The organism is Streptomyces sp. AC627_RSS907 (assembly GCF_019049165.1).
Map to the genome: position 1 here is coordinate 21,462 of NZ_JAGMUE010000064.1, position 13,940 is coordinate 35,401.

At 71.4% G+C, this 13,940-nt stretch carries 10 protein-coding genes, 1 other RNA gene and 2 pseudogenes; 6 read left to right on the plus strand and 7 right to left on the minus strand.

Features of this window, described 5'->3' with window-relative positions; translation table 11 throughout:
- Positions 1 to 20 precede the first annotated feature (20 nt).
- The gene (locus KUM32_RS15880) at positions 21 to 3,083 is read right to left on the minus strand and encodes a DEAD/DEAH box helicase (RefSeq protein ID WP_217142542.1); all 3,063 of its coding nucleotides are present in this window, start codon (positions 3,081 to 3,083) and stop codon (positions 21 to 23) included.
- A gap of 153 nt (positions 3,084 to 3,236) precedes the next feature.
- Positions 3,237 to 4,607 (minus strand): serine/threonine-protein kinase, encoded by a 1,371-nt coding sequence (locus KUM32_RS15885; protein WP_217142543.1) that lies wholly within the window; start codon positions 4,605 to 4,607, stop codon positions 3,237 to 3,239.
- A 211-nt stretch (positions 4,608 to 4,818) separates the two neighbouring features.
- Here KUM32_RS15885 and KUM32_RS15890 point away from each other — a divergent pair, with 211 nt between their 5' ends.
- Positions 4,819 to 6,465: a CBS domain-containing protein gene (locus KUM32_RS15890; RefSeq protein WP_217142544.1), complete on the plus strand. Its 1,647-nt coding sequence runs from the start codon at positions 4,819 to 4,821 to the stop codon at positions 6,463 to 6,465.
- A 181-nt stretch (positions 6,466 to 6,646) separates the two neighbouring features.
- Here the strand turns inward: KUM32_RS15890 and KUM32_RS15895 are convergent, their stop codons facing one another.
- Both KUM32_RS15895 and KUM32_RS15900 read right to left on the minus strand, forming a co-directional pair.
- Entirely contained in the window at positions 6,647 to 7,000 is a 354-nt protein-coding gene (locus tag KUM32_RS15895; RefSeq protein ID WP_217142631.1) for a hypothetical protein, read from the minus strand.
- Positions 7,001 to 7,016: 16 nt separating this feature from the next.
- Entirely contained in the window at positions 7,017 to 8,105 is a 1,089-nt protein-coding gene (locus KUM32_RS15900) for a transcriptional regulator (RefSeq protein ID WP_308408666.1), read from the minus strand.
- A 52-nt stretch (positions 8,106 to 8,157) separates the two neighbouring features.
- Between KUM32_RS15900 and KUM32_RS15905 the strand changes: the two are divergent.
- Positions 8,158 to 8,595 (plus strand): annotated as a pseudogene (locus tag KUM32_RS15905) (methyltransferase); the annotation flags it as partial.
- A 189-nt stretch (positions 8,596 to 8,784) separates the two neighbouring features.
- Here KUM32_RS15905 and rnpB read toward each other — a convergent pair.
- Positions 8,785 to 9,198, minus strand: an RNA gene (rnpB, locus tag KUM32_RS15910) — RNase P RNA component class A.
- A 220-nt stretch (positions 9,199 to 9,418) separates the two neighbouring features.
- Positions 9,419 to 9,620: pseudogene (locus tag KUM32_RS43495) on the minus strand (Uma2 family endonuclease); the annotation flags it as partial.
- Between the two features lie 140 nt (positions 9,621 to 9,760).
- On the opposite strand from KUM32_RS43495, the gene KUM32_RS15915 reads away from it, so the two are divergent.
- The 4 genes from KUM32_RS15915 (at position 9,761) to eda (ending at position 12,718) form a co-directional block, all read left to right on the plus strand.
- Positions 9,761 to 10,552 (plus strand): MerR family transcriptional regulator, encoded by a 792-nt coding sequence (locus KUM32_RS15915; RefSeq protein WP_217142545.1) that lies wholly within the window; start codon positions 9,761 to 9,763, stop codon positions 10,550 to 10,552.
- Positions 10,549 to 11,145: a hypothetical protein gene (locus tag KUM32_RS15920; RefSeq protein WP_217142546.1), complete on the plus strand. Its 597-nt coding sequence runs from the start codon at positions 10,549 to 10,551 to the stop codon at positions 11,143 to 11,145. The genes KUM32_RS15915 and KUM32_RS15920 overlap by 4 nt, the downstream gene beginning before the upstream one ends.
- A gap of 46 nt (positions 11,146 to 11,191) precedes the next feature.
- On the plus strand, positions 11,192 to 11,974 hold the full coding sequence (gene yaaA, locus KUM32_RS15925) for a peroxide stress protein YaaA (protein ID WP_217142547.1): 783 nt from the start codon (positions 11,192 to 11,194) through the stop codon (positions 11,972 to 11,974).
- A 75-nt stretch (positions 11,975 to 12,049) separates the two neighbouring features.
- Positions 12,050 to 12,718 carry a bifunctional 4-hydroxy-2-oxoglutarate aldolase/2-dehydro-3-deoxy-phosphogluconate aldolase gene (eda, locus tag KUM32_RS15930; RefSeq protein ID WP_217142548.1) on the plus strand — a complete coding sequence of 223 codons (669 nt, stop codon included), beginning with the start codon at positions 12,050 to 12,052 and terminating at the stop codon, positions 12,716 to 12,718.
- Here the strand turns inward: eda and KUM32_RS15935 are convergent.
- On the minus strand, positions 12,693 to 13,937 hold the full coding sequence (locus KUM32_RS15935) for a bifunctional RNase H/acid phosphatase (protein WP_217142549.1): 1,245 nt from the start codon (positions 13,935 to 13,937) through the stop codon (positions 12,693 to 12,695). The genes eda and KUM32_RS15935 overlap by 26 nt on opposite strands.
- Positions 13,938 to 13,940: the final 3 nt, after the last annotated feature.

Below are 13,940 nucleotides of genomic sequence, written 5' to 3' on the forward strand. Positions count from 1 at the left end.
GGGTGGGAGGGGCCGAACGGTCATGAGCTCGGCTCCAGGACGGCCAGGACCCGCACCATCGGATCGCCGGTCGTGCGCAGCCGGCTCGCCGCCTTCTCCAGGTTCTCGGCGGCCCGCTCACGCGCGGTGTGCCCGCCGCTGAAGCCGGGCAGCTTCTGCTCCAGCCAGTGGCCGACCTTCGACTCGTACTCCCGCAGCGGGCGGTCGATGTGCTCCTCCGCCTCCGCGCGCAGCCGGTCCATCTCGCGGCGGGTGGCGGTGACGGCGGCCTCGACATGCCGCTGGAGCGCTTGGGGGTCGCCGGCGGCGAAGTGGTCCGGCATGTCCGGGCCCAGGCCGAGGTCGGCGAGGAGGGACCGGGTCAGCTCCCGCACCCGAGGTTCCCCTCCCAGGCCGTCGACGGCGAGCCAGGCCACGACCGTCGGACGGCCGTCCTGGTTGGACCACACGCCCTGGGTGAGGAAGACGGGCTCCGGCACGCGGGCACGGTCGACCTGGATCACGAGGGCCTGCTGGCGGCCCAGCTGGACCAGCACCTTGTCGGTGATCCACTCCATGACCGGGTGCAGCTCGCCTACGTAGTGGGCGTCCGGCCACAGCGACCGCGAATCGGCGTCCTCCCGGGCCCGGCGCAGAGCGTCGGCGGCGTCCTCGCGGCTGAAGGTGAGCTTCATGCGCTGGGTGATGCCGTGGTCGCGCAGGTAGGTGGCCGGCAGGACGTCGAGCCGGTCGGCGAGGTCTTCCGGGGTGTCGAAGCTGAGGTCGTTGCCGTGCACGGTCGTGTCGAGGCGGAAAGCCTCCAGGTCGGCCAGCTCCTCCAGGCCGGTGAGGACGTAGTCGCGCCGGTCCGTGAACAGGCGCAGTTCCTCGACGACGCGGACGGGCGCGTGACCGGCGGCAACGGACTCGGGCCCGGCCGCGGAACCGCCGCCCGGAGCATCCGGGGCACCCCTGTCATCCGCGTCGTCCTCGGCGTCGAAGCCGAAGTCGAAGCCGAAGTCCGCCTCCGCGTCCTCGAACGGGTCGGTGCCGGTGCCGAACTCGGCGTTCAGCTGCTGGGCCACGGTCAGGTCGGCGGGCATCTCACCGTCCTCCAGCGAGTCGAGGGACTCCTGCGAAACGGTCTGCAGCTCGTCGACGGCCAGTTGCGGTGCCTCTCCCCGGAAGAGGGCCTCCATGACGCGCCGCTCCTCCTTGTCGCCGTCGTTGTCCTTCGTCGCCGCCTCCACGGCGCCGAGGATCTCGTGAACCCGCTGCTCACGCGCAAGGACCTTCTCGGCGATGTCCGTGTCGTCCAGCGCACCTTCGACCGCCGTCTCAAGGATCATCGCGCGGAACTCCGGCGGCCTGGTCTGCCCGTACCGGTCGATGCGGCCGTTGCGCTGCTCGACCCGGATCAGGCTCCAGGGAAGGTCCCAGTGAATGAGGTGGTGGCACTGGCGATGCAGGTTCACACCCTCGGAGGCGCCGTCGCCGGTGAGCAGCAACCGTACGTCGCTGCCCGCGCGGGCGAACTCGTCGACGTACTCCATCTGCACCCGGTCGGAGATCCCGGCGCCGCTGTACATGACCTTGACGGCGGCCCTGGCGTCGGCCTCCGTCGTCCAGCCGAGCAGCGGCGGAAGCACCTCGCCGAGCCAGTCGAGGGTTTCACGGCGTTCGGAGAAGACGACCGCGCGGGTGGGGCTGCCCGCCTTCACACCGATGCGGCGCAGCTCGTCGACGAGTCCGGCCAGCTTGGAGGCGGCGGAGGGCTCGCCGCCTGCGGCCCCCGCGCCCTCGATGGCGCGGGCCAGCTCCAGCAGGCGCAGGAGGGAGGCGGCCTCGGGGGTGCTCGCGGTGATGCCGGAGAGCGGTTCGTCGGTGATCCGGTGCCGCTCGGGCAGCACGTGACCGGTCCTGGTGAGCCGCTGGCGGGCGGTGACGAACAGGGCGCGGTGCGAGGACAGGAATGACTTGAGCAGGACGTACGGGAAGAGCCGGTCCTCCGCCGCGGCCTGCTGCCCGGACTGTTTCAGCCAGTGCTCGGCAAGCTCCTGGAAGACCTTCTCCTCCAGGGCGTTCGCCCGGCACCGCACGGGGTGGGAACCGCCGCGCGGCGCCCAATGGCCCTTGAGCTGCTCGGCCACCTCGGCACTGACCTTGGTGCGGCGCAGCATGAGGTGTTCCAGCTCCTCGGCCTTCGGACGGCTCGGGTCCTTGACGGCCATGGGGTCGAGGAGGCGGATCAGGCTGGTGAAGGCGGGCATCTCACCGTTGTGCGGGGTCGCGCTCGCCAGGATGAGCGCGTCGGTGCGTTCGGCGAGAAGATCGGCGAGGGCGCGGCGGTCGCTGCCCTGGTTGATGAGGTTGTGGCTCTCGTCGATGACGACCGCGTCCCAGCGGATGTGCTCCAGCCACGGGCGGTAGCGCCGTGGGTTCTTGAGCGTGTCCATGGAGATGATCACGCGCTTGTAGTACGTGAACGGGTTGCGGCCCGCGGGGATCTTCCGCTCGATGCGGGCGATGCCCGCGCTGTCGAGCCGGACCAGCGGCAGCGAGAAACGCGTCCACAACTCGTGCTGGAACTGCTCCAGGACGGGCGCCGGTGTGACGACGAGGATGCGCTCGCCACGTCCGCGGCGGATCAGCTCGCCGAGCAGCACACCGATCTCCAGGGTCTTGCCCAGGCCGACCACGTCACCGATCAGCAGCCGGGGACGCAGCGGGTTCGCGAGTGCCTTCTCGGCGGGCCTGAGCTGGTAGTCCATGCGGTCCAGCAGGAAGCCGTCGGTCAGCGCCAGGCGCCGCTCCCGCTGCGGCAATGGTGTCTTGCGCAGCACGGCCTCCAGGAAGAGGCGGCTGCGGCGGAAGTGCGGCGAGTCGTCGGGGATGAGCCGGGTGTGCTCGGGTCGCAGGACGCGGGGCCGGTCCATGGTGGGGGCGAGGAAGCGTGCCTCCTGACCGCGCACGAGATCGGAGGCGCCGACGGCCTCGATCAGGTACTCACCGGGGCGCACCTGCTTGCTGTTGCGGACCATCCACTCCTCGTCCCGCACCTCGATCACCGTGCCGGCGGGCGGAGGGCCGTCGGGTGCAGGCATGGAGTGGTCCTTTCGGGTAGTACGAGGCGTGGTCGAGGGTAGCGCCGGGACGGCGGGAAGGGGCGGGACGGGCCGCCGCGGGCGGCCGGGCAGGACCGGTCGCGTTCGTGCGACGGCCCTGCCTACCACGTGCCCGGCTCGGCCGGCCGTCGGTTACAGGTCCCTGCGGTGTGCGTAGCGCTCACGGAGGTCGGCGGCGACGTTCTGCGCCGCCCGGGGAGGCGTCCGCGGGCTGCTGTCGGTTGTGACGGCGGCCTTCGCCGAATCGTCGTGGGGGCTGGGCGGCGGGAGCGGATAGCTCGTGGGCACCGGTCCCGGGGCGTCGGCGGGCTCGGCCGCCGGAGCCGGGGCCGCGGGCGGGGCCGGTTCCGGGTCGGCGAGCGTGGGCGTGTAGGCGCCAGGTGTGCCCGGCCCGTCCGAGGCGTCGGCCACCCACTCGATGTCGTCCGTGTCGATGCCGTAGAAACCGGGATCGTCCTCCGCCCAGGGCGCGTCCGGTGCGTCTCCCCTGTTGACGGCCCGCTGGGCCAGTTCCTGAACGGCAGGGTCCGGATCATCGGCGAGGGCCTGCGGGGGCAGCTGGGGGGCCAGGCTCGCGCCGACGACATGGTCCCGTAGGTGCGCCGCAGCGGCTTCCGGCGTCATCCCGGCATCGGCCAGCAACGTGTACAGGCTCTCCTGCACACCATCGAGATCCGGCCGCTGGGAAGGGCTGGCAACGAGTATCTGAGCCAGCAGCGGGAGGAAGGAAGCCGCGACACCTTCCCACTTCGGCGGTGACATCAGGGGCATGAAGGGGTAGGGCGGTCTGCCTGTCAACGCGAAGAAGAGAGTGGCACCCAAGGCGTACACGTCCGCCGGTTCCTCGACGTGCTTGGTGTCCCTCAACTGCTCCACGGGCATGTAGGGGGCCGTGCCCATCTGGTCCCCGGTGTTGGTGAGCGCCTGGCTGGACTGCCGCTCGGACAGCACCGCCAGACCGAAGTCCAGCACCACCGGCCCGTCCGGACCGAGCACGACATTGCTGGGCTTCAGGTCGCGATGCAGCAGCTTCGTACCGTGGATGGCGCGCAGGGCGTCCACGAGGGCGAGGCCGAGCGCCGCGTACGGTCCCACGTCGAAGGGACCCGACTCCTTCACCAGCGTGTGCAGGGAGGGGCCCGCGATGTAGTCCATGGCGAACCACGGTTCGGCGGCCTCCGGATCAGCGGCGCGCAGGGCCGGAACCCGGTCGCTGACGACGGCCCGGACGGCGTCGATCTCGCGTGCGAACCGCTCACGTGCCTGCGGATGGTCCAGCAGGTTCGGCTGGATCATCTTGACGACGACGAGTTGCGCCGGGGCACTCTCCTCCTCAGGGCCGGAGTCGACCAGACGGTAACCCGCGGCCATCTCGTCCGGGAGGTTGTCCAGCGGGATCCTGCGGGCCAGGTAGGCGACGCCCATGCCGCCCGCGCCGAGCCTGGCGAGAAGTTCGAACGGCCCCACCACACGCGGGTCGGCATCGGTGTCCAGCGGCTTCATCGGCGCTCTCGTACCCCCACGTCCCGGTCACGGCCTTCCCCTCGGCCAGGTTGACGCAGGTCAGTCTACGGGCTGTGGTGGAACACACACGGACGACTGGAAAGCGCCCCCCTGCGAGACGTGCAGCGATGCTGTCCTACCCATCGACGTCGTGGGTGTCCTAAGGTCAGCGAGGTTGATCATGTGCCTTGTGCTTACGGGGAGGGGCGAAATGCGAGCCTGGGTTGTGCGTGCGGGAGAGAACGGGGAGCGGGAGCGAGTCGCCCTCGAAGAAGGCGTTCTCGTCGTCGGATGGGACAGGCTCGCGATGGGCGACCTCGCCGGCGCCGCCACCCGTTCCGACATCCGGGCAGCGGTCGCCGCCGCCTACCCCGACGAAGGTTCCTACACGATCGGCAACTGGACCGGACAGCTCTACCGCTTCGTGCACGAGATCCAGCCCGACGACCTCGTCGTGCTGCCTCTGAAGTCCCTACGCGTCGCCATCGGGCGGGTGGTGGGCGCCTATGAGTACCGGGCTCAGGCCGCGGAAGGACTGCGGCATGTCCGGCGGGTGGAGTGGCTGGTCACGGACCTGGACCGGCAGGAGATCCAGTCCGACCTGCTGGACAGCCTGGGCTCCCTGCTGACCGTCTTCGAGCTCAGCAGGTTCGGAGCGGCCGAACGCGTGGCAGCGCTGGCCGAGGGCAAGCCCGACCCCGGCCGACCCGACGCCGACGAGTTCGCCGCGACCCTGACCGAGCCGGCGAAACTGTACGAGGAGGTGCGCAGGCGCGGCGACGAGGAGCCGCTCACCCTGTCCATCCGGGACTTCCTCGCCGTATGGGGTGTCCAGCGGCGCTACCCGGCGACCACCGCACAGATCAAGGACGACCTCGAGGCCCGGGGCCTGGTGACTGTTCCGCCGTTCACGGAGGGCACGCTGGACAGCCGGATCGCGGTACTGGCAGGCGGCGCCGAGCCGGACGAGTCGGGAGCGAGCGCGGTGACCAGGATGTCGGGTGGCAGCCGTCTGGGGGCCCGGCTTCAGGAAGCCGCGGACAGTGCCGCCGACGACGTCTTCGCGGACATGGCCTCCCGCTTCTCGACCATGCTCGCCGGTCACCTGCCGGACGAGGAGTCCGAGGCCGAAACCGTCGCCTACCTGGTGAGCAACCTCGACTCCGCGAACCGCATGCCCGAGTGCGTGCGTGTCGGGGACACCATCGAAAGCGCCATCACGCTCATGGTGTTGCGCGGCTACAGCCAGCTCCCCGTGCTGGACGCGGACGGACGGCTGCGCGGCGTCGTGAGCTGGGAGTCGATCGGGCGCGCGCGCATGGCGGACCCGACAGCCGGTCTGCCTGCCGCGACGGTACGCGGGCAGGAGGCAGACGGCTCGGACGACCTCCTGAACTGGATCGGGGCCATTCAGCAGCACGGTTACGTCGTCGTCCGCGATCACGACCACAAGGTCTGCGGTCTGATCACGGCGTCCGACCTCACCGGACAGTTCGGCACACGCGTGCGCCCCTTCGTCCTGGTCGAGGAGATCGAGCAGCGCCTGCGCCGCGTGGTGGACCGGTGCATCCCACTCGACCGCATCAGAGCCGTCATCCCGTCGCCCAAACGCGCCGCCAGGGTGCGCTCTGCCGCCGACCTGACATTCGGAGCGTACAAACACCTGCTCAAGGTCCCGGACAACTGGGCCGCTCTGGGATGGGGCATCGACCAGGAGCACTTCCTGACGGCGCTGGAGACGTGCCGCACCTTCCGCAACGACCTCATGCACTTCAGTCCGGACCCGGTGACCGACGACCAGTTGGTTCCGGCTCAGGGCCTGCTGGAGCTGTTGCGTTCGATGGATCCGCAGGTCTGACCACGGCCTGCCGGGGAGCCGGGCCGCCAGACGAGTCGGGCTGTACGCCGGGGACTGTCGGCACAACGCTATGACCTGCACAAACGCGCAGGAATGGTGCTTCCGTGGCTACTTTGATGGCTACGTGACAAGACATCCCCGCCCGGATCGGCCCGGACGGGGACGTCGTCGCTCCTGAGATTCAGACGGTCCCTTCGATGCGTTCGAAGATGTCCGCGTCCGTCTCCCGCTGCCAGTCTGGCAGGTCGGACCAGTCGGCAACATATCCGGGCTTCGGGTCTTCGAAGTGCCTGAACATCTGGGCGGTCCAGCAGATCGCGACGAATCGGCCCTTCTGCTCGCGTGTGAGCCTCGCCGCATGCCCGCCGCTGACCTCGATGAAGTCGCGCACCTGCCCGTACACGGCGGCGGCCGCTTCGCGCTCCCACGCGGGCGTGTCGTCCCACGGCGTGACGTAGCCAGGCTTGGGCTCGCCGGGGTAATGCTTGTTCACACCGTCGATCCACGCCTCGCGGAAGATCCGGCCGTCATTCATGCGCGTGTCCCTCTCGTCATGCGGTGCGCGGAAGCGCCGCGATTCGGTGATCAAGAGTCGAGACTCGGTCATCGGACATGAGCGGGGCAAGACGCCCCCGAAGCCCGTCCAGCTTCTTGCCGATGAATCCCGAATTCGACCGGTCGGCCAGTCCGAGTGCTTGCTCCGTGTAGTACACGACCTGGTCGATGTCCCGTCTGTGCGCCCCGAGCACGGCGAGGTCGCTCAGGACGGCAGCGCGACGACGCAGGGACAGAGGCTGGGCAAGGGCCGCTGTGAGCGCTTCATCGGCGAGATCAGGGCGACCCAGTTGGAGGTAGCAGGCCCCTCTCTCCTCTGCCAGGCGGGAGCCGTCGAAGCGGAGCCAGCCGCCGTTGTGGGAGTGAGCGCTGTCGAGGGCTTGCACTTTCTCAGCTTCGTCAAGAGCCCGGTTGCACGCGTCGAGATCGCCCACGGCCGCGTAAGCCTGCGCCTGGACGGCCGCGACCCAGTGACGGGTGGAGAGAGTGCCGTCACCCCGCCGGGCGATGCGGAAAGCTGCCGCGAGCAGGGGCTGGGCAGCGTGCGCGCGGCGCGCGTACAGCTCGACGTACGCGTGGCGGGTCATGGCACAGGCCCACAGGTCGTGGTCGCCACCGGCGTAGGCCGCGTTGGCGGCCAGTGTGTAGCACTGCGCGGCGTCGGTGTACCGGTTGGCGTCGAAGAACAGCTCGCCGACGAGCTGGTAGAGGTCGGCCGTCATCCGACACAATCGGGACCGATCCACAGCAGTACGGGTCTCGGCCAGTCCCTTCGCCATCACATCGAGCTGTGCGCGCACCACAGGGAAGACGACCTGTTTGGCGTCCGATAGCGCGTAGACCTGCCAGAGGCCGCGATGCAGGGCGTCCCCCGTCTCCAAGAGCGTCGACGCCGCGCGCCCTCGGGCGGCATCACCGGGATCGGGAAGTGCGACCAGCGCACCCGTAACGGCGAGCAGACCCAGGACTTCGCGGCGCTTCATGTCGTCATCATCACCATGGAGGAGGGGTGGAGCAGCGGAGAGCCCGGCTGTCTCGGCCGGCTGTTCGTCGGAGAGAAGGGCTTCCAGCTCGGGGAGGGTCACTCCCAACAGCCCTGCGATCTTCGGCCGTTGATGAGGACGCGGGGTGGCACCCTCCTTCATGCAGGCGCGGGCCCAGGCAGTGGCCCCCGTGGCTGGCGATCTCTCCGCCCGGACCGCGTACGCGGACAGTGAGCGGCGCGCTCAGGTGTCACCCCTTGTCCTCGAGGAGTGGATGCCCGCCTTCCTTGCGCAGTTGGCGGCGCCCGGCGCTCAGTTCGTCCGTGCGACGGATGGCGACGGCTCGCCCTTGCGGTACCTGTTCGATCCGGAGAGGGAGTCGTTCGCCGAGTTCCTCGCCGACGGCGAGAACTGGACCGTCCGCCAAGGCGGTCCGGTGGCCCTGTGGGACGACGTGGAACGTTCCCTGGTCGCCTGGCAGGGCGCCGGGGCGCCGGAGATCGACTCCGTACGGCTCCGTGTGACGCCCGCCTCCCACCAGTACTGGATCGACCGGGCCCCCTCGCTGCGCTGGGAGCACCGGCTCACCTGATCCGCTCCCCTCCGGGCACGGACGACGAACCGCTCTCCCGCCGAGCCGCCCGGCGTGGCTACCTTCGTGGCTACCTTCATATCGATGACGTCCGGTTTGAACCGATACGCACCGGGGTGAGGCTCCAGTCGGTCCGCCACGAAAAAGAGGCTCTGACCTGCGCTTTCGCTGGTCAGAGGCCCTGAGGGGCAGACGAGTCGGGCTGTACGCCGGGTTCTGTTCCCGGGGGTCCTCGCGGAGCCCCGGGCGACGGCCATCCATCTAGGACCGGCGTTGCCACCGGCCTCCAGCGGTCTACCCGCGGACTCGGGCGGGCAGCCCTCGAACGTCCGCGCAGGGCCGCCCCTTCTTGCGAGGAGGCGTCCCCTCTTGACCTTGCTCCGGGTGGGGTTTACCTAGCTGCCCAGGTCGCCCTGGGCACTGGTGGTCTCTTACACCACCGTTTCACCCTTACCCGGCGCCGAAGCGCCGGGCGGTCTGCTTTCTGTGGCACTTTCCCGCGGGTCACCCCGGGTGGCCGTTAGCCATCACCCTGCCCTGTGGAGCCCGGACGTTCCTCGGGAAGTCCCGCAAGGGACTCCACGCGGCCGTCCGCCCGGCTCGTCTGCCGTATCGACCATGGTACCGGGCGTGCGCGCCGGCTCGCTCCCGTGGCCGCGGTCGCCAGCACCGAGCCGGTGAGGATGAGGGTGAAGGCGACGAGCACGCCGGGCGTCAGGGAATCGTCCAGGAAGACCTCCTTGATCAGCTCAAAGAACGCGACGAAGGCGATCGCCGTGCGGATCACGCCCAGGCCGGCGAGGGCGGCGAACACGTCGCCGGGTTCGAAGGCGTAGGGCTCCGGAAGAGCCAGCGGTGTGCCGAGGGGGGTGGCGAGTGCGGTGTTCACGGTGGTCGTCGCGGTGGCCGGTCTTCACCGGGCTGCTGAACAGCGTGATCGAGGACGCCTGTCGGTCGACGAGCAAGTAGAGGGGGATGCCGCCGTCGGCACAGCGGCGGCGTTCGGCCTCGTGGTCAGCCCGAGGCATGGCAGTCAGGTCACGCCCCTCCTCCGGTCGCTCGCCAGACTGGGACATCGGCTGATCACCTGTCCGAGAGGTCGGGAACGTTTGCCGAGCCAGTAGCCGCTTGACCCTGCCGCAACGTCAACGTCTCTACTGAAGCCATGCGAATCGGAGAACTCGCCGACGCCGTCGGCGTCACCACGCGGACCGTGCGGCACTACCACCACCAGGGCCTGCTGCCCGAACCGGAGCGGCTGACCAACGGCTACCGGACGTACACCCTGCGGCACCTCGTCGTACTGGCCCGGATCCGGCGGCTGACCGAGCTGGGGCTCGGGCTGGCGGAGGTGCGGGACGTGCTCGCGGACGAGGCCGGGAAGGATCTGGCCGAGGTGCTGGAGGAGCTGGACGCGGATCTGGCGCAGCAGGAGGCGGCGATCCGGGAGCGGCGGGCGCGGCTGCGGGTGCTGCTGGAGGCGGAGGGCGGACTGCCGGCCGAGGGGCCGGTCTCGCCGGAGCTGGCCACGCTGCTCGCCGACCTCCCGCAGGCCCCCGGCGACTCGTCCATGGCCGCCCGGGACCGGGAGATGCTGGCGCTGCTGGAGACCACGGTGGCCCCGGAGGACCGGGAGCAGCTGCTGGAGACGTTGCGCGGTGCGCTGGGTTCGCCGGAGGCGGTCGCACGGGCCCACCAGGCCTACGCGCTGCTCGACGACCTCGTCGACGCCCGCCCGGACGATCCGCGCGTCGGCGAGGCGGCCCGCGCGCTGGCCGGCTGTCTGCCCGAGGAGATGCTGCCCGGGGGACCCGGGGAACCCGGGGAACCCGGGGAAGAGGTCGTCCTCGACTCCGGGCACAGCTTTCTGCGTGCCTTCTACGCCGACTTCGCCCCGGCCCAGGCCGAGGCGATCCGGCAGGCCATGGACATCGCCTCGCGGGGGCGGCGGTCATGAGGGTCCCCGGGCTCCTCGTCCGGCACGAGCTGCGGCTGCTGGTGAGCCTGTGGCTGTGGGCGGTCCGGCGGACCCACGGGACGAAGGGCGGCGGACACGCCTTCGGGTACGCGCGGGGGCAGGGCGCGATGACGGCCGGGCTCGCGTTCGTGTGCGTCGTCGAGACGGTGGGGATGTCCCTGCTGCTGCGGGACTGGCCCGCCGTGCACCACGTGGTCCTGGTCCTGGACGTGTACACCGTCGTCCTCGTCGTCGGGCTGCACGCCGCGTCCGTGGTCCGCCCGCACGTACTGGATCCGGACGGCGGCACGCTGCGCGTTCGCCAGGCCGTGCACCTCGACCTACGGATACCGCTGGACCGGATCGCCGTGGTCCGGCGTGAGCTGCGGACGACGCACGAGCGTACGGACGGTGAGCTCGATCTCCCCGTGGGCGCGCAGACCTCCGTCACCGTCGAGCTCGCCGCGCCCGTCACCCACGTCACCTTCCTCGGCCGGCGGCGCGAGGTGCGCGTCGTGCGCTGTCACGCCGATGACCCCGGTGGCCTGGTACGGGCCGTCGAGCGGGCACGGCAGGGGCACGCCGTACCCTGACCGGGAGCCCACCGGGAGCCGTGGGGCTCGGAGTGAAGGAGTACGTGTGCTTGTCCTGCTGCCGCCGTCCGAGGGGAAGGCCGCGTCCGGCCGGGGTGCCCCGCTGAAGCCGGAGTCGCTGTCCCTGCCGGGGCTGGCCCCGGCCCGGGAGGCCGTCCTCGGTGAGCTGGTCGAGCTGTGCGCCGGTGACGAGGGGAAGGCGCGCGAGGTGCTGGGGCTGAGCGAGGGGCTGCGCGGCGAGGTCGCCAAGAACGCCGGGCTGCGGACGGCGGGGGCGCGGCCGGCCGGGGAGGTCTACACCGGCGTGCTCTACGACGCGCTGGACCTGGCCTCGCTGGACCCGGCCGCGAAGAGGCGGGCCGCCCGTTCGCTGCTGGTGTTCTCGGGGCTGTGGGGCGCGGTGCGGGTGACCGACCGGATTCCTTCCTACCGCTGCTCGATGGGCGTGAAGCTGCCCGGGCTCGGGGCGCTGGGCGCGTTCTGGCGGGCGCCGATGGCCGAGGTGCTGCCCGAGGCGGCCGGGGACGGGCTGGTGCTGGACCTGCGCTCGTCGGCGTACGCGGCGGCCTGGAAGCCGAAGGGTGAGGTCGCCGGGCGGACGGCGACGGTGCGGGTGCTGCACGCGCCGACCCGGAAGGTGGTCAGCCACTTCAACAAGGCGACCAAGGGGCGGATCGTGCGGAGTCTGCTGTCGTCCGGGAGCGCGCCCGCGGGGCCTGCCGAGCTGGTGGAGGCGCTGCGGGACCTCGGGTACGAGGTGGAGGCGGAGGCGCCGGGGAAGGCCGGGAAGCCGTGGTCGCTGGATGTGCTGGTGGCGGAGGTCCACTGAGACTGCCGGACAGAGGGTGTTGCACAGAGTGCAACGTTCGTTGCGCGCATTGGCCCTCGGCGGCACGATGAGGGCATGACCTCACCGCTGCCCTCCTCTCCGCACGTCGCGACGCCGTCCGTCCTGGATCTCGCCCCCGTCGTGCCCGTCGTGGTCGTCGACGACCTCGCCGACGCGGTGCCGCTCGCCCGGGCGCTCGTCGCCGGCGGGCTGCCCGCGATCGAGGTGACGCTGCGGACGCCGGTCGCGGTCGACGCGATCCGCGCCATCGCCGGTGAGGTGCCGGGTGCGGTCGTCGGTGCGGGCACGGTCATCACGCCGGAGCAGGTCGGTGAGGTGGTGGCGGCCGGGGCGCGGTTCCTGGTCAGCCCGGGGTGGACGGACGTACTGCTGGCGGCGATGCGGGCTTCCGGGGTGCCGTTCCTGCCGGGGGTGTCGACCACGTCGGAGGTGGTGGCGCTGCTGGAGCGCGGGGTGCGGGAGATGAAGTTCTTCCCGGCCGAGGCCGCGGGCGGCACCGCCTACCTCAGGGCCCTCGCCGCTCCCCTGCCGCAGGCCCGTTTCTGCCCGACCGGCGGCATCGGGCCGGCCTCGGCACCGGAGTACCTGGCGCTGCCCAACGTCGGCTGCGTCGGGGGCAGTTGGATGCTGCCGAAGGACGCGGTCGCCGAGCGCGACTGGGGCCGGGTCGAGGCGCTGGCCCGTGCGGCGGCGGCGCTCAGCACAGGTGGGACGTGTCGTTGAACAGGCGGACGCTGGCGCCGCCGTCCGCGTAGTACGCCACCGCCGACAGGGAGGCCGCCGACAGTTCCATGCGGAACAGGGACTCGGGCGGGGCGCCGAGCGCGAGCCGTACGAACGTCTTGATCGGCGTCACGTGGGAGACCAGGAGGACCGTGCGGCCGGCGTAGGCGGCGACCAGCCTGTCGCGGGTGGCCGCGACCCGGGCGCCGGTCGCCGCGAAGCTCTCCCCGCCGCCGGTCGGCTCGGCGTCCGGGGAGGTCAGCCAGGCGTTCAGGTCGTCGGGGTGGCGCTCGCGCACCTCGGCGAAGGTGAGCCCCTCCCACGCGCCGAAGTCGGTCTCCCGCAGCCCCTCCTCGACCGTCACCTCCAGGCCGAGGCGGGCGGCGACGATGCCGGCGGTCTCGCGCGTGCGGGCCAGGGGTGAGGCGACGACCGCCTGGATCGTGCCGCGCCGGGCGAGGCTCGCGGCGACCTTCTCGGCCTGCTCCCGGCCGACGGACGACAGGGACGGGTCGCTGCCGCCGCTTCCGGAGAACCGCTTCTGCGGGGTGAGGGGCGTCTCGCCGTGCCGGAGCAGGACGAAGGTGGCGGGGGCGCCCATGTCGGGCGGACCCCAGCCGGGCGAGGCCACGGTCCTCGCGGCCCGCACGTCGTCGGCGTCGGCGTCGGCGTCGGCCGGAGCCTCCGAGACGGCGGTGACGGTGACGTCCGCGGCCGGAGCGTCCGCGACAGCGGTCGCGTCCGCGTCCGCGGCGGCACGGGCGTCCAGCTCCGCCGTCGACGTGGACGGCGACCACCGCTCACCGCGCGCCCCCGCGTCCATCGCCTCGTTGGCCAGGCGGTCGGCGTGCTTGTTGCTCGCGCGGGGGATCCACTCGTACGTCACCCGCTCCGGCGGGAAGACGCGGGCCGCCTCGGCCGCCAGCGGCTTCATGGCGGGGTGCTTGATCTTCCAGCGGCCCGTCATCTGCTCGACGACGAGCTTGGAGTCCATCCGGACGTGGACGGTCGCGTCCGGGTCCAGCTCCCTGGCCGCGCGCAGGCCGGCGAGCAGACCCCGGTACTCGGCCACGTTGTTCGTGGCGACGCCGAGGTACTCCGCGGCCTCGGCCAGGGTCTCCCCCGTGGCCGCGTCCAGCACCACGGCCCCGTACCCGGCGGGCCCCGGGTTTCCCCGCGACCCGCCGTCGGCCTCGACGACGAACGCCCGATCCGCCACGGG